We start from the raw sequence: 16,376 nt of genomic DNA on the forward strand, positions 1-16,376 counted from the left end.
GAATTGGGACCATGCCTGCCCCGCCATTCTCCCGTCAAGCTGGTGTCTCATCCTGGTTTGAAACCGGTGCAGGGCGCAGCCTGCTTCAGCTGGAGCGTCGTTTGGCGCTGGAGGCGCTGCAGACACGTCCGTCGCAACCCTGGTTGTGGCTGACCCCGACGACCGAATTGCCCCCGCGCGAGTCGCTGCAGGGGCGTGGTCTGCGGCTGCATCGCAGTGCCGGGCGCTTCGCCGGCGATGCGCGCTGTGCGATGCCGTTTCCGCTGCCAACCGAAAGCCTGCAGGCGATCGTGGTGCAGCATGCGGTGGTTGGCGGGGCGGCGGACTTTTTGGCCGAATGCGAGCGGCTGCTGATGCCCGGCGGCCGGCTGTTGTTGTTCACGCTCAATCCGATGAGCCCCTACCGTTTCCGCTGGGCGCGGCGTGGACCGGTGGCGCTGCGGCCGGATCGCTGGCGCCTGTTGGCGCAACGTGCCGGTCTGCAGAGCGTGCAAGCGGAACGCTACCTTGGGCCGATCTGGCGCACCGGTGGCGAGTCCACCGATCCCGGCCGTGCACCCTGGCGCGCGGTGTATTTGCTGGAAGTGGAAAAACGCGCCGCTGCTGCGATCGGCCCGACACCGATTGCGCTGCCAGCCCGCTGGCCGCAACCGGTGGCAACGATTTAACCCGTTTACGTTGCAACTCTGGAACCTGATGAAATCAATTGAAGTGCATACCGATGGCTCCTGCCTTGGCAATCCCGGGCCGGGTGGTTGGGCGGCCCTGTTGCGTTACAACGGGCGCGAAAAGGAGCTGGCCGGCGGCGAAGCCGTTTCCACCAACAACCGCATGGAGTTGATGGCGGCGATCATGGCGCTGGAAACGCTGACCGAGCCGTGCCAGATCGTGTTGCATACCGACTCGCAGTACGTTCGCCAGGGCATCACCGAGTGGATGCCGGGCTGGGTGCGGCGCAATTGGAAAACCGCCGGCGGCGATCCGGTCAAGAATCGCGAATTGTGGGAGCGGCTGCACGCGGCTACGCAACGCCACAGCATCGATTGGCGCTGGGTGAGAGGCCACAATGGCGACCCGGACAACGAGCGCGTCGACGTGCTCGCCCGCAATCAGGCCACCGCCCAGCGCGATGGCCGTGCAACATCGTAAGAGGACACATGCGGCAGATCATTCTCGATACCGAAACCACCGGCCTGGAATGGCGCAAGGGCAACCGCGTCGTCGAAATCGGTGCGGTAGAGCTGCTGGAGCGGCGCCCGAGCGGCAATAACTTCCATCGCTATCTGAAGCCCGATTGCGACTTCGAACCCGGCGCGCAGGAAGTGACCGGGCTGACCCTGGAATTTCTGGCCGATAAGCCGTTGTTCGGTGAGGTGGTGGACGAATTTCTCGCCTACATCGACGGCGCGGAACTGATCATCCACAACGCCGCGTTCGACCTGGGTTTTCTGGATAACGAGCTGTCGCTGCTGGGCGATAACTACGGTCGCATCGTCGAACGCGCCACGGTGGTCGATACGTTGATGATGGCGCGCGAGCGCTATCCGGGGCAGCGCAACTCGTTGGATGCCTTGTGCAAGCGTCTAGGCGTGGACAACTCGCATCGCCAGTTGCACGGCGCCTTGCTCGATGCGCAGATCCTGGCCGATGTGTATATCGCGCTGACCTCGGGTCAGGAGGAAATCGGGTTTGCCAGCGCCGACGCGGGCCAGCAGACCAACAGTGCGAGCGGCATGATCGCGTTCGACCCGGCGCTGCTGTTGCCGCGTCCACGCGTTGCGGTGACCGCCTCCGAATCGCAGGCGCATGAGGCGCGCCTGGCGCAGCTGCGCAAGAAGGCTGGGCGTGCGTTGTGGGATCCGCCGGTCGAGGAAGTCGCTGTTGCTGGCTGAGCGCGGCTAACACAACGGCTGCGCTCACCGCCGGGCGGGCGCGGCCGGTGCTTGGTGATGCATGTACTACATGTGCACTGCGGTCCTTGCGTGCTTTCTACGCCCACCTGCCGATTGGTTACTGCATTTTGTCAGCCGATCTAAGGCGTTTTGCGCGGTTGTGCCGCCGTTGGATAAAGAGCGGCGGCGTCTGTTTGCATCTACGCTGTCTGCTGCAGTGATGGCTGCTGCGTAGGCGGCGTAGTGGGTAAATGGCTACGTGTGAATGGGTCACGCAAGTCATGATTTCGCTTACCGTCAGATAAGCTGGCAAAGCGTGGTAAGCGATGGTGATTTTTTGACCGCATGCGGCAGGCAATCGCGTTTGCTGAAGTAGTCTTTCGCGATCCGCTCATTCGCTGCGCGCATTTGCAAGGCACGCATTTCGGCATGTCGCAACGTCAGTAACTACGCACCAGAATCGCTGTGATGTTGTCCGAACCGCTACCATCCAGTGCGGCGGCGACCAGGCATTCCACGCATTCCTGTGCACTGCAATCGGCCTGCGCCAAGGTGGCTGCGATGGCGGCATCGTCCACTTCTTCGGTCAGGCCGTCGCTGCACAGCAGCAGCTGCATGCCGGATTTGAGCTCGCCCTGCATGGCGGCGACATTCAGATGTACCGGGTCGGTCACGCCGAGTGCCTGGGTCACCACGTTACGATGCGGATGCGCGCGCGCCTGCTCGCTGGTGAGCGTGCCTTGGGCGATGAGTTCCTGCACATAGCTGTGATCCTGGCTCAGCTGGGCCAGCCGGCCATCGCGCCATAGATACGCGCGGCTGTCGCCAACCCACGCCACTTCGAAACGCTGACCCAGCACGCGTGCGGCCACCACCGTGGTGCCCATTGGCAAGGTGTCGTTGCAGCGGCGCGAGGTCTTGATGATCTCTTCGTCGGCGATGCGCACTGCCTGGGCCAGCGGGGTGCCGGCGCGGATTTCCCGCACGATGGTTTCGCGTGCCAGTGCGCTGGCCACTTCACCGCAGGCATGCCCGCCCATGCCGTCGGCCACCAGCCACAATCCCAGTTCGCTGTCGCCGTAATAGGTGTCCTCGTTGAGGTCACGGCGCAGGCCGACGTGGGTGAGGTGTCCGAATTCGAGCATGGGACCGGTCGCCAAAGAGAAGATGCACCACCATCATCGCGGCCCGGCTGGTCAGCGGCAACACACCACGCATGGGCGCCGCAGTGCCTGTTCACGCCTGGGCGAGCGCTGACCCAGTTGGCGCCGGCCCGGGCCGCTTGTAGCTGGGGCCGTGTGCCCGTATGATGCACGGCCCCAGGACACTGGGGACCATCTGGAGAGGTGGCAGAGCGGTTGAATGTACCTGACTCGAAATCAGGCAGGCGTTTATAGCGCCTCGGGGGTTCGAATCCCCCCCTCTCCGCCAGATTGAGGCGAGCAGTTGTGCCAGTGCCGCGTGAGTTTCGCCGGCAGCATTGGGGGGTGAGAAGCCCGGGGTTCGACAGGCAGCAAAGCTGTCTGCACGGCGAAGCCGCCCGCAGGGCGAAGGCACACAGTGCCGAGTGAATCTCCCTCTGTCGCCAGATTCGCATCAGCCCCCGCAAGGGGGCTTTTGTTTATGTGTGTGGCAATCGCCCGCCGCGGCGATGACTACAATCCGCCCGATCCCCGTTGGAGGCCTGTCATGTCCGAGATCCTGGTGCCCGTGTCCTTTGGTGAGCTGCTCGACAAGATCGCGATCCTGCAGATCAAGTCCGAGCGCATGAGCGATGCGGCCAAGTTGACCAATGTGCGCAATGAACTGTCTGCGCTAGAAACCAGCTGGATGGCGCATCCAGCCGCCGGCCACGACATCGTGCGCCTGCGCGCCGAACTCAAGGCCGTCAATGAGCGGCTGTGGGTGATCGAGGACGACATCCGCCTCAAGGAACAGGCGCAGACCTTCGACGACAGCTTCGTGCAACTCGCGCGCAGCGTGTATATCGAAAACGACGAGCGTGCGCGCATCAAGAAAGAGATCAACCTCGCGCTGGGTTCTTCGTACGTGGAAGAAAAGTCTTATCAGGACTATCGCGCTACCGGCGCCTGAGCGCGTTAACGGGTTGATTGCGCGGGTGGCCTGAACAGCGCGAGTTATGCAGGAATCGCATTTGCTGGCTGTCACGGCATCAGTTCGGGGAGCCGCTGCAACTTGCCGACGCCTGACTGCCGAGGAGATTCAGCGCTGCTAGGGCCTGTTAACACATCCGAAGCCCATCAACGGTGAGCACAAAGCTGAGGAATCCAAGGAACATGACGTCCAGCTTCTCAAAGCGCGTGAAAATCCGGCGGTAGCCCTTCAAGCGACGGAACAGCCTCTCCACTTCGTTGCGCCGCTTGTACATGTGTTGGTCGTGCTCCCAAGGATGGACCCGATTGGACTTGGGTGGGACGACCGGCACGAAACCAAGATCGAGCGCCAGCTGGCGGGTTTCATTGCCTTCGTAAGCGCGATCCATTAGCAGATGAATCGGCCGCTTCACTTGCCCCAAATGTTCAAGCAATGCCCGGCCTGCTGGTGCGTCATGTGCGTTGCCAGGCGTCAATCCGAACGTGATGGCTGTTCGAGCATCTGCGGCAACCATATGAATCTTGGTGTTCCATCCGCCGCGGGATTTGCCAATCGCCTGTGGGCCGTTTTTTTTAATGCGCCAGTGCCATCCGGATGCACCTTGATGCTGGTGGAGTCCAGCGAGACCGCTTCGATTTTGATGCGCACGATCTGGCAGGTCTGCAATTGGGCGAACATCCGATCCAGCACACCGGACTTAGCCCAACGGTTCATGCGTGTGTACACCGTATGCCAGTTGCCAAAGCGCTTGGGCAGACCGCGCCATTTGCAGCCGTGCTCTGCGACGTAAAGGATGGCGTTGACCACCTGCAGATTGGTCATGCTGACATTGCCGCGCTGCGCAGGTAAGCAATGTTCGATGAGGGCAAATTGTGCTGGCGTGATCTCCATGTCCAATAGTTTAATCGCCCGAGCCATTAGTGTTAACAGGCCCTAGTGAAAGCACTGCACGGCCGTAAGGCGAACGCATCGGTGCCTGGAGGTGGCAAGTGCTGCGCGTTCACTCTAGATCTGAGCGCTTCGTCCACACCCGCCCGGCAACTCCTCTGGTCAGTCTTGCTCGATTCACTAGCGAATGCATCGCAGTGCTGGATACGTCGCCTGCCGCACTAAGCGCGTTGTGTTCGGGCTGCGATCGATCGCCGGTCGCCAATCGTCAGCGCGGATGATCGGTGCGATAACGCTCGAAGGCAGCGATTGCATCGTCCACGGTGATCAGCGACATCACGTCGTCGAATTCGATCTTTGTTCCCCAGCTCAGCTGGTCGGCAGGCTTGTGCAGGAACTTGCATGCGGCTGCGTCGTAACGGTCCACGCAATAGCGCACGTCCGAATACGGGCCGCTGCGCAGCGGGTTGCTGGCCGCATGCAGGCCCAGCACCTTGGTACCCATCGCGTTGGCAATATGCATCGGCCCGGAATCCGGCGTGACCACCAGGTCCGCACGCGCGAGCAGGGCAGGCAGTTGTTTGAGCGTGTCCTTGCCGACCAGATCCAGTACCGGCGTGCGTGCGGCAGCGACGATGGCATCGGCGGTGCTGCGCTCCAGGTCGCTGCGGCCACCGCACAGCACCACTCGCCAGCCTTGCGCGGCGGCGTGATCGGCAAGTGCGGCATGGCGATCGGGATACCAGTTGCGACGCGCGTGACTGGAGCACGGCGAAATCATCAGCACCGGGCGGCCATCGTCGTCCCATTGCGCGCGTGCCCAGGCATGCGCCTCATCGGGCACAGGCAGATCCCAGCGCACCTGGGTCTGGCGCAGGCCCAGCGGCTCGGCAAAGCTGCCGATGGCGTCGAGCACATGGATGCCGGGGCAGTCGGCGATGCGCTCGTTGACAAACAGGCCATGCAGGTCCTTGGAGCGACTGCGGTCGTAGCCGATGCGTCGCCGCGCCGGCACGAAGGCCGACAGCACATTGGCGCGAAAGGCCACCTGCATTTGCAGCAAGGCATCGAAGCGCCCCAGCGGTGCCAGCGACTGACGTAGCGCGCGCATGCCGGCTACGCCGCTGCGTTTGTCGTAGGCATGGAAGTACACGCCGGGCAGGCCGTCGAGCAATTTCAGCCCGGCCTTGTCGATGATCCAATGCAGCTCGCTTGCCGGAAACCCGGCCTGCAGCGTGCGCACCAGCGGCACCACATGCGTGATGTCGCCCAGGGCGGACAAGCGCAGCAAACACAGCGATGCGGGCGTTACAGCCATGGTGTTGTTAGACTCGACAGATGGTTTCTTTCGATGCCACCGAAGCGCTGGCGCCGTACCGCGAAGGTCGCGGGTATGGTGCCATTCTGTTCGACCGCGAACGGCTGCGGCAAGCTGATCCCAGCCTGTTTTCGCCGCAATCGTGGGGCGACAGGGCACGGCCGGTGGACGAAGGCGGTCGTGGCGGTGCGTGGTTTGTGGATGCGCCGTTCGGCCACAGCGTGTTGCGGCAATACTTGCGTGGCGGCATGGCCGCACGTGTGAGTCGCGATCGCTATCTATGGAAAGGGGCAGGGCGCACGCGCAGTTTTGCCGAGTTTCGGCTGATGCGCGAACTGATCCAACGCAAGTTGCCGGTGCCGCGTCCGTTGGCCGCCTGCTACCTGCGCGAAGGCATGGGCTATCGCGCTGCGCTGTTGATGGAACGGCTGGAAAACGTGCGCTCATTGGCCGATCACGCCCAGGTGGCCGGCCGCGGCGCGCCGTGGGAGGCAACCGGGCAATTGATCGCGCGCTTCCATCGTGCCGGCCTGGATCACGCCGATCTCAACGCGCACAACATCCTGTTCGATGCCGGCGGGCATGGCTGGTTGATCGATTTCGACCGCGGCGTGCTGCGCATTCCGGCCACGCGCTGGCGCGAGCGCAATCTCAAGCGCCTGCATCGTTCGCTGCTGAAGCTGCGCGCCAAACGCAGCCGCGAGGACGTCGACAAGGACTACGAGCGCCTGCATCGCGCCTACGAACTGGCCTGGGGCCGGGGCTACTGATGGACTGGGCCTTGCGGGTGCAAGGAGTCGGCAATGCGTCGGCGGTGGCGCTTGGCTCGCCAATGGCTACGATCGAACGCGCCGGAGCGCCATGGCTGACCATCGATTGCGGCAGCGAGGGGCTGACGGCCTATCAGGCCCAGTACGGCAAGTTGCCGCAGGCGATCTTCATCACCCATGTGCATCTGGACCATGTCGGTGGGCTGGAACGGGTGTTCGTCGACAGCTATTTCTCCGAGCGCCGCGGGCGCACGCGCCTGTACGTGCCGGCGCCGGTTGTGCCGCTGCTGCAACGGCGCATCGCCGATTACCCGAATGTGCTGGCCGAGGGCGGAGCAAACTTCTGGGATGCATTCCAGCTGGTGCCGGTCGGCGATGCGTTCTGGCACGACGGCGTGCGGCTGGAGGTGTTCCCGGTACGCCACCACTGGCCGGAGACGGCCTACGGCTTGCGTTTGAAGGGCGCGCTGGTCTGGACCGGCGATACCCGGCCCATTCCGGAAATGCTGAAGCGTTATGCGGACGATAGCGAGCTCATCGCACATGACTGCGGCGTTCACGGCAACCCGTCGCATACTGGCGTGGAAGACTTGGAGCGGGAATACCCGCAGGACCTGTTGAGCCGCATGCTGCTGTACCACTACGCCAGCGACGCCGACGGCGATGTGCTGCGTGCACGTGGCCACCGCGTTGCCGTACCCGGGCAATACCTCGCGCTGGCGAACCCGACCGCTGCGACGGCGACCTGATGGGCGCCTTGCTGCTGCCGGATCTTCTCACGGCGCCGATGCAGGACCGCTATGGCCGCCCGTTGCGCGATCTGCGCCTGTCGGTGATCGAAGCCTGCAATTTCCGCTGCGGGTACTGCATGCCCGCCGATCGTGTGCCCGACGATTACGGCTTCGACTCACAGCAGCGGTTGAGTTTCGATCAACTGGAAACCCTGGTGCGTGCCTTCGTCTCGGTCGGTGTGACCAAGGTGCGCCTGACCGGCGGTGAGCCGCTGCTGCGTCGCGACCTACCGAGCCTGATTGCGCGCTTGGGCGCGATCGAGGGCATCGAAGATCTGGCGCTCACCACCAACGGCACCTTGCTTGCCCGCCAGGCCGTTGCGCTGCGGCAGGCGGGGCTGCGCCGCATCACCGTCAGCATGGATGCGCTGGAACCAGCATTGTTCAGGCGCATGAGTGGAGATCGCGGCGAGATTGCGCAGGTGCTGGCTGGCATTGCCGCCGCCGAGCTGGCCGGTTTCCAGCGGCTGAAGATCAATTGCGTCGTGCAGCGTGGCATCAACGAAGATCAGGTGCTACCGCTGGTGGAACACTTCCGCGGCACCGGACACGTGCTGCGCTTTATCGAATTCATGGATGTGGGTAGCTGCAATGGCTGGACGCCGGATGCGGTGGTGACTTCAGCGCAACTGCACGAACGCATCCACGCGCGTTGGCCGTTGGTGGCGTTGGACGCCAATTACACCGGTGAAGTGGCGCAGCGGCATGCGTTTGCGGATGGCGCTGGCGAGGTGGGCTTTGTCAGCTCGGTCAGCGTGCCGTTCTGCGGCGATTGCCAGCGTGCGCGCGTCTCTGCCGACGGGCATCTGTATACCTGCCTGTTCGCCAGCCAGGGTCATGACCTCAAACCGGCACTGGCCGATGGCGAGCCTGCACTGGCGACGCATCTGCGGCAGCGCTGGAGCATGCGTGGCGACCGCTACAGCGAAGTGCGCGCCTCGGTGCCACGGCTTGGCAAGCCGGTCGAGATGTTCTTGATAGGCGGATGAGCGAGGGCGCGCTGCTGGTGCAGCCACGCACGCTGGAACTGCGTCTGCTCGAGCCGCAGCTGCGTACCGATGTGCAGCTGTTGGAAGCACTGCTCGATCCGGCGTTTGTCGAGTTCGATGCCTCAGGCCGTCGCTACACGCGTAGCGAGGTGATCGCGCCCTGCGCGCACCGGTGTTGGAGCCGAGTACCAGGCAGATGACTTCGAATGCGTGCAGCTGGCGCTCGATAGATCGCCGTCAGGGGGAGCGGCAGGCTTTGCGCAGTTCGTTGTGGCGCAATAACGCTGCTGGCTGGCAGCTGCTGTTCCATCAAGGCACCCTGTTCACCGAGAATGCCGCATCCTGATTGCCTGTCTTCGCGTCGCTTCCCATGCCTGCAAAATCCCCTTCCGCGCGCCTGACCCACCTAGACGATGCCGGGCTTCCCACCATGGTGGATGTCTCGGACAAGGCGGTCACCGTCCGGAGCGCTACCGCAGAAAGCCGAGTGCGCTTTCCGGCTGCCGTGGCCGCACAGCTGCGCGCCAATGGCTTGCGCAGCGCCAAGGGCGGCATCGTGGAGACCGCGGTGATCGCCGGCACCATGGCGGTCAAGCGCACACACGAATTGATTCCGTTCTGCCATCCGCTACCGATCGATGCGTGTCGTTTCGAAATTGATTGGGCGGACGAGCAAGTGCTGGATATCCGGTGCACGGTGCGCTGCGTGCATCGCACCGGTGTGGAAATGGAAGCGCTCACTGGTGCCAGCGTGGCTGCGTTGACGGTCTATGACATGTGCAAGGCGTTATCGCACAGCATGAGCATCGGCCCGACCAAGCTGGTGTCCAAGCGCGGCGGCAAACGCGATATCGGAGCGGGGCAATGACCGCCACGGTGACGGTGCTGTATTTCGCCAGCCTGCGCGAGGCCGCAGGCATCGCCGACGAGCTTGTGCAGACCGGCGCGCAGGATTTGCGTAGCCTATACGCAGAACTCGAAGCACGGCATGGCCTGCGCTGGACGCCTGCCCAGTTGCGTGTGGCCGTGGATGGTGCATTCGCGCGCTGGGAGGATGTGGTGCGCGATGGCAGCGAAGTGGTGTTTATTCCACCGGTGTCGGGAGGTTGAGCGTGAGCGAGCAGCGTGCAGCGATCTTTGCGCTTTCCGACGTGCCATTGCCGGTCGATCATCTGCGTGCCGGCGCGGAGCACCCGCATGCCGGCGCGTTCGCCAGTTTCGAAGGCTGGGTGCGCAATCACAACGAAGGCCGCGGCGTGGCCGGATTGCGCTACGAAGCCTACGCCGCGCTCGCGCAGGCGGAAGGGCAGCGCGTTCTTGACGAAGCAATGCAGCGGTTCGCCATCGTGCATGCGCACTGCGTGCACCGCGTGGGCGAGCTGCGCATCGGCGACATGGCGGTGTGGGTCGGTGTCAGTGCGGCACATCGTGGCGCCGCATTCGATGCATGCCGCTACATCATTGATGAGGTCAAGACACGCGTGCCGATCTGGAAGCACGAGCATTACCTGGAAGGTGATGCGGGCTGGCTGCATCCGGAGTCGCAGCCGCAGTAATGCACGCTTGCGATCAAGTGGTGCGAGGGAACATCTGGGAGATTAGGTGATGTCCCTGCCGGTTGACCTCGGCGCCCGCAGCGCGCTGTGGGAGACGCTGAGGATGTGGCAATACGCGCGCCGTCATCACGGCGGGCACAAATGACTGGTTGGCTTTATGCATGGGCGCACAGCGCCGCAAAAGATGACTGCTGCTTGTTGCACGATCAATCAGGCGCAAGCCAGCGCTCCGGCTAATGGCCAGGCGTATGTGGAAAGTTAGGGTGGTGTCCCCGCCGGTTGACCTCGGCGCCCGCATCAATCGATACCGTTGCTGCCTTCCGGCCCTGGCGGGATTTTCGATCTAGCGTCGCGAGGGACCGACGGGGCCACCATAAGACGTGGGCCATTGGATATGGCCCTGCGATTTGCGCCATGGTGCCGTTGCGCAAATCATGAAACTGGCGGAGAGAGGGGGAGACGGCTGAATCCGCTCTAACCCCTTGATCTCTAACCGGAACGCAAACCGGACTGGTGTCCTTGTTTGTGTCCCGCTATTGTAGCCCCTCAGGCCATTGCCCGCTAGGGATAGCGCAGATGAAGTGGCGTAGTTGAACGCTTGTTGACATTGCCAAGGATTGGGCGTAGCCTAGCTGCACGAGGTGGTGGAAGAGCAATCCCCACGTTAAAAAAGAAATGCTCAAAAGAGTTATGTGGCGGAAGAGTAGTCCCCACGTTAAAAAAAGAAGCGCTCATCTGAATGAAGAAACAAGGGTCCGCAAGGTCCCTTTTTTCTTGCGCAGGAGTAGGGAGGGAACCCATGCGTATCTTGAAGTTAGAGCAAAAATTTTTCCAAGAAAACACCCATCTTGTCGAAGTGCTAGATAAAGATGCGCGTGGAGTGTGGGACGGCGAAAAAAAGCGTGGCTATGGTATCGCTTTGATTTCGCACAACAGCTTGCGCTTTGGAATTCCACTAAGGACGCATATTTCGCACAAGCACTGCTATCGCACTACGCTTGATAAGGGTCTGGATTACACGAAGGCGGTGCTACTCATTAGAGACGATTACATCTCTGATCGGCCGTTTATGATAGACGACGGCGAATATGTGAAAATTAAAGCCCACGCCCATCACATTTCGAGTCAATTTGGCAAATATGTTGATCGATATGTTCTTGGGGTGGGTAGATCAGACGAAAATATCTTGCATGGTTATAGGTTCTCTACCCTCCAAAATTATCATGCAGAGTTGGGTCTAACCTAACGGTAGAGTTCGCGCGCAGGTTCCTTTCGCAAAGCGGTAGCATTAAAATTTGAACAACTCGCACTCGAGACACCATCCGATGTCCAAGCCAACTCTTGATTCAATTGCCTCCGCCAAAGCCAAGCTCGCCGAGGAGTTAAAGAAGCTCGAAGAGCAGGAAGCAACGCTTCTCGTTGAAGAAGCTTCAAGTGCTTTTCTTCAAGTGTCTGATTTGCTGAGTCGCTTTGGACAGCACTTCACTGCCAAGCAAAAAGCCGAGCTTGCGGCCCAGGTGGGTAGTTCCATCCCTGTCCAAGGTCGGCCGAAGAAGGCAGCCGGCACCAAGAAGGAAGTCGCCCCGAAGTATTGGCTTCCGCACACCCAAGAAACGTGGACGGGCAGGGGCCGGACGCCTCGTTCGTTTGCCGCTTGGGAAGGATCAGCGGCTTATAAAGAATGGAAGGCGAAGCATCCAGATGAGAAGTTCCCTAAGTTTCCTGGATGAAAAAAGCCCCGCATTGCGGGGCTTTTTTATGGGTGGAATTTGTGGCGCTGCGATAAGGCTTTTTGGAAGTCCTGGGTTCTGTAAATTGGAATTTCTGGGAATGGACGAAGTGCATTGATTGTTCTCACCATAGCGTCGATCTCCGCGGTTTTGTTGCCGAGGTGCAAGTAGTGCGATTTCAACGTGGCTGCGCTCATTTTACGCGAATGGAAGGAGGGCAGATGCCCTGTCAATTGCTCAATATCTTCAATCTCGACGCCTTGTTGATAGAGCATGGTGGCGAAGGTATGGCGAAAGGCATGGAAGGCAACGCCTTTCTCAAATCCCTTAGTTTTGAGATAAGCGCTGAATTGGGGCGTGAGGGTGTAGCCATAGCCTAAGACCTTGCGTCTTCCATTAATGATGCTCACGCCTGCTGGGAGAAGCGGGAAGAGGCGAGAGTGCTCAGTTTTTCTTATGTCTTCCATGTAGCGATCAAATCCTTGCGCTATCAAAAGAGGAGAAATCGGGATCACTCTGGCAGATGACTTGCCTTTGAGCTTCTGATTGGACGTTTTAAGCTTTACCCCGTTCTCATCGATGTCTTTGGTCACGCGCATCAGGAAGCATAGTTGCCCTTCAGCTTCGACAATGTCCGCAATTTTGAGCTGGGCAATTTCATTAATCCTTGCACCGCTGCAGTAGGCAATAAGAGGTGCCCAATAGAGGTGGGGTTTGCCGTTGACCCACGTCATGTAGTCTTGTCCATTAAAAATAGCGGCGAGGTCATCTGGCCCAAAAAGCCGCTCCTCAATCGGACCGCTATTGCGTATTTTGAGTTCAACGCCTTTCATTGGCGAATGAGATATTTTTTGCTTTAACGCCAGGCTGTTGAAGAACTTGTTGACCTTAGCCATATTGTTGTTGATGGTATTTGCGGACAGTTCTCGCTGCCCCTGCGATCGTCCTTTCTGAATAATTTCGGCGATCGACAGCCCTTGATATTCAGCCTTTCTCGTTGCGTTGGACGGCCACCACTGTAAAGCGTCCTTGAAGGTGGTGATGTCGTCCTGATCAATTTCTGCGATTGCCTTGTCCCCAATGACTCCAATTAGCAGGTGGAGCGCATGCTTGGTTGTAGAAATATTGGCCGAGTCTTCGCAATTAGCCTCCATGCTGAGAAGGTATTTGGAAATTTCATCTGACAAGAACAAGACTTTGCCTTTTTGAGCCAATTCTTGGGAACGGGTAGTGAGGGCATGTCCGTGTTTAAGGGAAAATTTGAGGAGAGTCCTAAGAGTTCGATCTAAGTTCTTTGCGGCATCTACCCCTCTAAAATGAAAGGGCTCGAAGGTAACGGATCCAATAGTAATCCTCCCAGTAGAGCAACTGGGAAGTTCGGAAGCGTCATCGGGTTCGTCATCAGGCAGCATTACATGAAAATACCGATAAGACGCATGCTGTCAATAAGTCTTAAAAGATTTGTTGCATTACTATAGATGCCGGCGCCAAATCCGATAAAAATCGTTGTCCCGTTATCAATAGGATTTTTTCCGTAACTAACTCGGCTATATGACTTCGTCCCGTGTTACGTTGTGGGTGCCAAGATCTATAGTAGACCTGAGATCAGTGAAGGGTTGGACCACCAGCAATCTTTTGAAGTTCACGACTGAGTTGTATATGGTCAATCTGGCCTTCCACGAACTCTTCTAGGACATGCTCGATCTCTACCGTAATAACCACGTCTCCTTGCTCCAAGACCAGTTCTTTGGCCAAATTGATCAGCCACTCGCGGTATTCCTTGTTAGCCGTGAGTTCCATAATTTCTTTATCAGTGGCTTCGCGTGATTTTGCCATCTTCGATTCATAGCACAGAATCCCTCATCGTCAAGGTGGGGAAATCCGGACATGTGGATTCGTCCCTTGATTAAAAGGTGAAATGGAGACCTTCCTTTCCCAGTATCTCCAAAGTAACGATTCGCAAAAAAAGCCCCAGAAGGGGCTTTTTTGATGGTGTTGGATGCCTTGAATCAAAGCTTTAGGCGCTCATTGATCGCTTGGCCCATCAATTCATACCAGCGGTTCATTTCATCTTCCGAGCCGAACTTGATGGTCCAGACCGGGATGTCGATGTCACGAACGTTGATCGTGAGAGTGCCTTCATGTCTTGAATTGTGCCAGTGCTTTTGCCATCCCCTGATATCAGTGAACTGATACGCTTTTGTGTTCCTTCCCATCCTTAGCTTGACTGCTGATCGAGCCGTCGAGAGCGCAATGTCAGTGTTTTTGTATCCGTAATATTTCGGGAAGTCACCACGGAATTCAGCGTTGTCACGCCTGGTCTTCAACCCCTTGCTCAATCCCAAAGCGACCGCAACGCCGACAACAATAGCGATGAAGTGTCGACTCCCCTTAATTCAGTGCCAGCCAAAACTAGAGGTCTGCGGTTGATGTTGATCACGGAACTCGGCGGGTGTTAGCCCGCCCAGGCTGTCGTGCGGGATCTGCTGGTTGTAGTCGGCCAGCCAGTGTTCGGTCTGTTCGCGAACCTCGCTCAGCGTGCGGAACAGATGCATGTCCAGCACGCCGCGCCGGTAGCTGCCGTTGAAGCGTTCGATAAAACCGTTTTGCATTGGACGCCCCGGCTCGATGAAGTCCAAGGCGATGCCCTTGCGCTCGGCCCACTCGGCCAAGGCCAATGCGACAAACTCCGGGCCATTGTCCAAACGAAGTTTGCCGGGGTAGCCGCGCCAGGCCGCGATGCGTTCCAAAGTGCGGATGACGCGGGCGGCCGGAAGATTCAAGTCCACTTCGATCGCCAAGGCTTCCCGGCTGAAGTCGTCGATGACATTGAACGTACGGAAGCGTCGACCATCCCACAGCGCATCGGACATGAAGTCGATCGACCATCCGGCATTGGGGTGTGCTCCGCATGCCAACGGTTGTGGATGACGGGTCGGGACCCGGCGCCTGCTGCGACGCCGTTGATTGAGTTTCATCAGGCAATACACACGCCAGACCCTTTTGTGATTCCACACGTGTCCGCGACGGCGGATGATCTGAAAGAGCTTTCCAAACCCACGCTCGGGAAAGCGCTCGGCCAATTCGGACAGCAGCGCAATGACCTTCTCGTTGCGATCAGGACGGCGCCGATAGCGCGCTGTCGAGCGAGCCACGCCAACGACTGCACAGGCCCGGCGCTCGCTCCAGCCATGCTGCTCGACGAGCCAGGCAAGAAGCGGGCGTTTATGCGCCGGGTCTACAGTTTTTTTGCGATGACATCCTTCAATGCATGGTTTTCCATCGCGAGCTCGGCGTACATGCGTTTGAGCTTGCTGTGCTCGGTCTCCAGGTCGCGAAGGCGCTGGACATCAGCGGCCTCCATGCCACCGTACTTGGACTTCCAGACGTAGTACGTGGCGTCGGAAATACCCAGCTCACGGCACACATCCTTGACATGGCGGCCGCCCTCAACCTGCTTCAGCGTGGCGACAATCTGGCTCTCGGTGAACTTGCTCTTGCGCATCGTTGGTCTCCTTGGTGGCTAGTGTGCCCGGAGACCTCTAACTATGGATGGATCAATTTTACGGGGAGTCGACAGCCTTCAAGGTGGCCAACCAGCCATCCCTAGCCTTTTCCATCGAAATAATTTCATCGACACAAGCGACAGCAGGCTTTCTTTGCTCGATCAGTTCGGGTGGCAGCATGCCAATCGAGGCAACCTCAGAAGACGCTGCCCACCCCTGAGCTTGGCGATAGAGCCGGACATCTTCTTCATTATCGATTTGCCATTGCTCGGTCACCGTTCCATCGGGCGCTTGGGTGCGATGGAGCGTCAGATCCTTCCGGTTCTGATCTTGGGTCAAGCGCTCAACGAGCGCATCCACATACTTCGTGGTCATTCGGTCCATCGGCAGTCCCCGAACTGCGTTGAAGACCTGAGCATAGCTGGATGCCAAGCCAATCGCTTGGACCTGGGCTTGGCGCAATTCTGTCGTTCTAAGCGTCCGCTTGATGATCCGTTGGCCAAGCTTGGCTTGGAGGTCCTTTGGCACGCGTTGGCGGAAGGACCAGCGACCAGACGGGGAGCGGACCAAATGATGAGGAATACGCATCGGGGATGTGTCCCGATTTGTGTCCCGTCCGAGAGCTTGCCAGAAAGCAAAAACCCCTGATTTATCAGGGGTTTGCGTAATCTGGCGGAGAGAGGGGGATTCGAACCCCCGAAGCGCGGTTTAGACGCTTACACACTTTCCAGGCGTGCTCCTTCAACCACTCGGACACCTCTCCGTGCCTGCACGACCGTGGTCGAACAGGGCCGCAAATTCTAGCGGTCGCCGGCCCGTAC

The 16,376-nt window shown here is 59.5% G+C and carries 21 protein-coding genes, 2 tRNA genes and 2 other RNA genes; 15 read left to right on the forward strand and 10 right to left on the reverse strand.

Going from position 1 to position 16,376, the window contains the following annotated elements; all coding sequences use genetic code 11:
- The first annotated feature begins 11 nt into the window (after window positions 1–11).
- The 4 genes from KWO_RS05650 to KWO_RS05665 all read left to right on the forward strand — a co-directional run bounded on the left by KWO_RS05650 (window position 12) and on the right by KWO_RS05665 (window position 2,029).
- Complete coding sequence (locus KWO_RS05650; RefSeq protein WP_010368507.1) at window positions 12–668, forward strand: hypothetical protein; 657 nt, start codon at window positions 12–14, stop codon at window positions 666–668.
- A 28-nt stretch (window positions 669–696) separates the two neighbouring features.
- A complete protein-coding gene (rnhA, locus tag KWO_RS05655; RefSeq protein WP_010368505.1) occupies window positions 697–1,149 on the forward strand; it encodes a ribonuclease HI in 453 nt (150 codons plus the stop codon).
- A gap of 8 nt (window positions 1,150–1,157) precedes the next feature.
- Complete coding sequence (gene dnaQ / locus KWO_RS05660; protein WP_010368502.1) at window positions 1,158–1,892, forward strand: DNA polymerase III subunit epsilon; 735 nt, start codon at window positions 1,158–1,160, stop codon at window positions 1,890–1,892.
- 61 nt (window positions 1,893–1,953) lie between these two features.
- Window positions 1,954–2,029, forward strand: a non-coding RNA gene (locus KWO_RS05665) — sX9 sRNA.
- A 303-nt stretch (window positions 2,030–2,332) separates the two neighbouring features.
- On the opposite strand, the gene KWO_RS05670 is transcribed toward KWO_RS05665, so the two are convergent.
- Complete coding sequence (locus KWO_RS05670; RefSeq protein WP_010378358.1) at window positions 2,333–3,037, reverse strand: PP2C family protein-serine/threonine phosphatase; 705 nt, start codon at window positions 3,035–3,037, stop codon at window positions 2,333–2,335.
- 195 nt (window positions 3,038–3,232) lie between these two features.
- On the opposite strand from KWO_RS05670, the gene KWO_RS05675 reads away from it, so the two are divergent.
- Together KWO_RS05675 and KWO_RS05680 are read left to right on the forward strand one after the other, a co-directional pair.
- Window positions 3,233–3,323: transfer RNA gene (locus KWO_RS05675), tRNA-Ser, on the forward strand.
- A gap of 258 nt (window positions 3,324–3,581) precedes the next feature.
- A complete protein-coding gene (locus KWO_RS05680) occupies window positions 3,582–3,986 on the forward strand; it encodes a DUF6165 family protein (RefSeq protein ID WP_010368496.1) in 405 nt (134 codons plus the stop codon).
- A gap of 148 nt (window positions 3,987–4,134) precedes the next feature.
- On the opposite strand, the gene KWO_RS05685 is transcribed toward KWO_RS05680, so the two are convergent.
- Window positions 4,135–4,898 (reverse strand): IS5 family transposase gene (locus tag KWO_RS05685; protein ID WP_106888033.1). Its coding sequence is split into 2 segments (ribosomal slippage): window positions 4,135–4,583 and window positions 4,583–4,898, totalling 765 coding nucleotides; the frame shifts between segments, so codons are not numbered across the junction.
- A gap of 265 nt (window positions 4,899–5,163) precedes the next feature.
- A complete protein-coding gene (locus tag KWO_RS05690) occupies window positions 5,164–6,213 on the reverse strand; it encodes a glycosyltransferase family 9 protein (RefSeq protein WP_010363292.1) in 1,050 nt (349 codons plus the stop codon).
- Window positions 6,214–6,233: 20 nt separating this feature from the next.
- Here KWO_RS05690 and KWO_RS05695 point away from each other — a divergent pair, with 20 nt between their 5' ends.
- From KWO_RS05695 to KWO_RS05725, 7 genes are all read left to right on the forward strand, one after another.
- The gene (locus KWO_RS05695) at window positions 6,234–6,983 is read left to right on the forward strand and encodes a 3-deoxy-D-manno-octulosonic acid kinase (RefSeq protein WP_010363294.1); all 750 of its coding nucleotides are present in this window, start codon (window positions 6,234–6,236) and stop codon (window positions 6,981–6,983) included.
- Entirely contained in the window at window positions 6,983–7,732 is a 750-nt protein-coding gene (locus tag KWO_RS05700; protein ID WP_010363296.1) for an MBL fold metallo-hydrolase, read from the forward strand. The genes KWO_RS05695 and KWO_RS05700 overlap by 1 nt, the downstream gene beginning before the upstream one ends.
- Entirely contained in the window at window positions 7,732–8,763 is a 1,032-nt protein-coding gene (moaA, locus tag KWO_RS05705; RefSeq protein ID WP_010376800.1) for a GTP 3',8-cyclase MoaA, read from the forward strand. The genes KWO_RS05700 and moaA overlap by 1 nt, the downstream gene beginning before the upstream one ends.
- On the forward strand, window positions 8,760–8,963 hold the full coding sequence (locus KWO_RS22895) for a nuclear transport factor 2 family protein (protein ID WP_026112200.1): 204 nt from the start codon (window positions 8,760–8,762) through the stop codon (window positions 8,961–8,963). Before moaA ends, KWO_RS22895 begins: the two co-directional genes overlap by 4 nt.
- Before the next feature lie 170 nt (window positions 8,964–9,133).
- The gene (gene moaC, locus KWO_RS05715) at window positions 9,134–9,631 is read left to right on the forward strand and encodes a cyclic pyranopterin monophosphate synthase MoaC (RefSeq protein WP_010376802.1); all 498 of its coding nucleotides are present in this window, start codon (window positions 9,134–9,136) and stop codon (window positions 9,629–9,631) included.
- The gene (moaD, locus tag KWO_RS05720) at window positions 9,628–9,873 is read left to right on the forward strand and encodes a molybdopterin converting factor subunit 1 (RefSeq protein WP_010363303.1); all 246 of its coding nucleotides are present in this window, start codon (window positions 9,628–9,630) and stop codon (window positions 9,871–9,873) included. The genes moaC and moaD overlap by 4 nt, the downstream gene beginning before the upstream one ends.
- On the forward strand, window positions 9,870–10,319 hold the full coding sequence (locus KWO_RS05725; RefSeq protein WP_010363305.1) for a molybdenum cofactor biosynthesis protein MoaE: 450 nt from the start codon (window positions 9,870–9,872) through the stop codon (window positions 10,317–10,319). The genes moaD and KWO_RS05725 overlap by 4 nt, the downstream gene beginning before the upstream one ends.
- A 269-nt stretch (window positions 10,320–10,588) precedes the next feature.
- On the opposite strand, the gene ffs is transcribed toward KWO_RS05725, so the two are convergent.
- An RNA gene (ffs, locus tag KWO_RS05730) (signal recognition particle sRNA small type) lies at window positions 10,589–10,685 on the reverse strand.
- A gap of 433 nt (window positions 10,686–11,118) precedes the next feature.
- Between ffs and tenpIN the strand changes: the two genes are divergently transcribed.
- Both tenpIN and KWO_RS05740 read left to right on the forward strand, forming a co-directional pair.
- Complete coding sequence (gene tenpIN, locus KWO_RS05735; protein ID WP_010376804.1) at window positions 11,119–11,565, forward strand: type III toxin-antitoxin system TenpIN family toxin; 447 nt, start codon at window positions 11,119–11,121, stop codon at window positions 11,563–11,565.
- 79 nt (window positions 11,566–11,644) lie between these two features.
- Window positions 11,645–12,049 (forward strand): H-NS histone family protein, encoded by a 405-nt coding sequence (locus tag KWO_RS05740; protein ID WP_010376806.1) that lies wholly within the window; start codon window positions 11,645–11,647, stop codon window positions 12,047–12,049.
- Window positions 12,050–12,075: 26 nt separating this feature from the next.
- On the opposite strand, the gene KWO_RS05745 is transcribed toward KWO_RS05740, so the two are convergent.
- The 6 genes from KWO_RS05745 to KWO_RS05770 form a co-directional block, all read right to left on the reverse strand.
- A complete protein-coding gene (locus tag KWO_RS05745; protein WP_010376808.1) occupies window positions 12,076–13,242 on the reverse strand; it encodes a site-specific integrase in 1,167 nt (388 codons plus the stop codon).
- 412 nt (window positions 13,243–13,654) lie between these two features.
- Entirely contained in the window at window positions 13,655–13,885 is a 231-nt protein-coding gene (locus KWO_RS05750; RefSeq protein ID WP_017112609.1) for a hypothetical protein, read from the reverse strand.
- Window positions 13,886–14,058: 173 nt separating this feature from the next.
- A complete protein-coding gene (locus KWO_RS05755) occupies window positions 14,059–14,388 on the reverse strand; it encodes a hypothetical protein (RefSeq protein WP_017112608.1) in 330 nt (109 codons plus the stop codon).
- A 57-nt stretch (window positions 14,389–14,445) separates the two neighbouring features.
- Window positions 14,446–15,554 (reverse strand): IS3 family transposase gene (locus KWO_RS05760; RefSeq protein ID WP_126709079.1). Its coding sequence is split into 2 segments (ribosomal slippage): window positions 14,446–15,302 and window positions 15,302–15,554, totalling 1,110 coding nucleotides; the frame shifts between segments, so codons are not numbered across the junction.
- A 58-nt stretch (window positions 15,555–15,612) separates the two neighbouring features.
- Complete coding sequence (locus KWO_RS05765) at window positions 15,613–16,143, reverse strand: DUF6538 domain-containing protein (RefSeq protein ID WP_227479813.1); 531 nt, start codon at window positions 16,141–16,143, stop codon at window positions 15,613–15,615.
- A gap of 82 nt (window positions 16,144–16,225) precedes the next feature.
- A tRNA-Ser gene (locus tag KWO_RS05770) sits at window positions 16,226–16,318 on the reverse strand.
- Window positions 16,319–16,376: the final 58 nt, after the last annotated feature.

The organism is Xanthomonas vasicola pv. musacearum NCPPB 4379 (assembly GCF_000277895.2).
GTDB lineage: Bacteria > Pseudomonadota > Gammaproteobacteria > Xanthomonadales > Xanthomonadaceae > Xanthomonas > Xanthomonas vasicola.

Bases quoted from the DNA above. Each gene is read 5' to 3' on its own strand.
- KWO_RS05740 (WP_010376806.1), top strand. From the start codon at position 11,645: ATGTCCAAGCCAACTCTTGATTCAATTGCCTCCGCCAAAGCCAAGCTC.
- tenpIN (WP_010376804.1), top strand. From the start codon at position 11,119: ATGCGTATCTTGAAGTTAGAGCAAAAATTTTTCCAAGAAAACACCCAT.
- KWO_RS05680 (WP_010368496.1), top strand. From the start codon at position 3,582: ATGTCCGAGATCCTGGTGCCCGTGTCCTTTGGTGAGCTGCTCGACAAG.
- KWO_RS05690 (WP_010363292.1), bottom strand. From the start codon at position 6,213: ATGGCTGTAACGCCCGCATCGCTGTGTTTGCTGCGCTTGTCCGCCCTG.
- KWO_RS05750 (WP_017112609.1), bottom strand. From the start codon at position 13,885: ATGGCAAAATCACGCGAAGCCACTGATAAAGAAATTATGGAACTCACG.
- moaC (WP_010376802.1), top strand. From the start codon at position 9,134: ATGCCTGCAAAATCCCCTTCCGCGCGCCTGACCCACCTAGACGATGCC.
- moaD (WP_010363303.1), top strand. From the start codon at position 9,628: ATGACCGCCACGGTGACGGTGCTGTATTTCGCCAGCCTGCGCGAGGCC.
- KWO_RS05700 (WP_010363296.1), top strand. From the start codon at position 6,983: ATGGACTGGGCCTTGCGGGTGCAAGGAGTCGGCAATGCGTCGGCGGTG.
- KWO_RS05695 (WP_010363294.1), top strand. From the start codon at position 6,234: ATGGTTTCTTTCGATGCCACCGAAGCGCTGGCGCCGTACCGCGAAGGT.
- KWO_RS05650 (WP_010368507.1), top strand. From the start codon at position 12: ATGCCTGCCCCGCCATTCTCCCGTCAAGCTGGTGTCTCATCCTGGTTT.
- dnaQ (WP_010368502.1), top strand. From the start codon at position 1,158: ATGCGGCAGATCATTCTCGATACCGAAACCACCGGCCTGGAATGGCGC.
- moaA (WP_010376800.1), top strand. From the start codon at position 7,732: ATGGGCGCCTTGCTGCTGCCGGATCTTCTCACGGCGCCGATGCAGGAC.
- rnhA (WP_010368505.1), top strand. From the start codon at position 697: ATGAAATCAATTGAAGTGCATACCGATGGCTCCTGCCTTGGCAATCCC.
- KWO_RS05765 (WP_227479813.1), bottom strand. From the start codon at position 16,143: ATGCGTATTCCTCATCATTTGGTCCGCTCCCCGTCTGGTCGCTGGTCC.
- KWO_RS22895 (WP_026112200.1), top strand. From the start codon at position 8,760: ATGAGCGAGGGCGCGCTGCTGGTGCAGCCACGCACGCTGGAACTGCGT.
- KWO_RS05670 (WP_010378358.1), bottom strand. From the start codon at position 3,037: ATGCTCGAATTCGGACACCTCACCCACGTCGGCCTGCGCCGTGACCTC.